Origin of the sequence: Stenotrophomonas sp. GD03680, assembly GCF_029844625.1 — a bacterium.
GTDB lineage: Bacteria > Pseudomonadota > Gammaproteobacteria > Xanthomonadales > Xanthomonadaceae > Stenotrophomonas > Stenotrophomonas maltophilia_P.
Genome location: NZ_JAOCKC010000046.1, coordinates 1 through 810 on the forward strand (window position 1 = coordinate 1; position 810 = coordinate 810).

Genomic DNA, 810 nt, shown 5'->3' on the forward strand with positions numbered 1-810 from the left:
GGCAGTGCCGACTTCGGCAGCCACACCCTGGTGCTGGCCGATCACAGCCATGACACCGCCGAGCTGGGCAGCGTGCGCTTCCATCGGCGCGATGAGAGCGAGCGCAGTGACAGCGTGCAGCAGTGGTCGACCGCGCACCGCTGGCGTCCGGGCAAGGTACAGCGTGCCACCTGGGACTACCGCACGCTGGAGCGCCGCCAGGCCAGCGCCGAAAGCGGGCAGGCCAACGACCTGGGCATCATCGACCGCGACACCTGTGGCCCCTACGGCCGGCAGGACAATGCCCGCGGCCAGCGCCGCGCGCAGCAGCACCTGGATGCGCTGCGCGTGCGCGCGCAGACCATCGAGGGTGCCGGCCAGTGGCGCACGCTGGCCCCGGGCGCACGGTTCGGCCTGTCGCAGCACCCGCAGGTGAGCCAGGACGCGCAGTTCCTGTGCCTGTCGGTGCAGCACCAGGCGCGCAACAACCTCGATGCCGATGTATTCGATGCGCTGGAGCAGACCCTGGGTCCGTCCAGCGTGGCCGCGCCGGCACTGCCGGGCGCGCTGTCGGGCCTGGCCAATGGGCGTGCGCCCGGTGAGGTCTCCACCGCCTTCTACGACAACCGCTTCGTGGCCATCCCGGCCGAAGTGACCTACCGGCCGCAGACCGACGATGGCCATGGCGCGCATCTGCATCCGCGGCCGACCATCACCGGCACGCTCAGTGCGATCGTGGTCAGCGATGGCGACCCGCTGCTGTCCGACCGCGACCACCGCATCAAGGTGCAGTTCCCGTGGCAGCGCGGCGGCAACGCCAGCAGCGGGCTG

At 71.4% G+C, this 810-nt stretch carries 1 protein-coding gene; it reads left to right on the plus strand.

The features are described 5' to 3' along the window. A partial coding sequence (locus tag N5J29_RS19245; protein WP_279924557.1) for a type VI secretion system Vgr family protein occupies positions 1 to 810 on the plus strand: 810 nt, incomplete at both ends.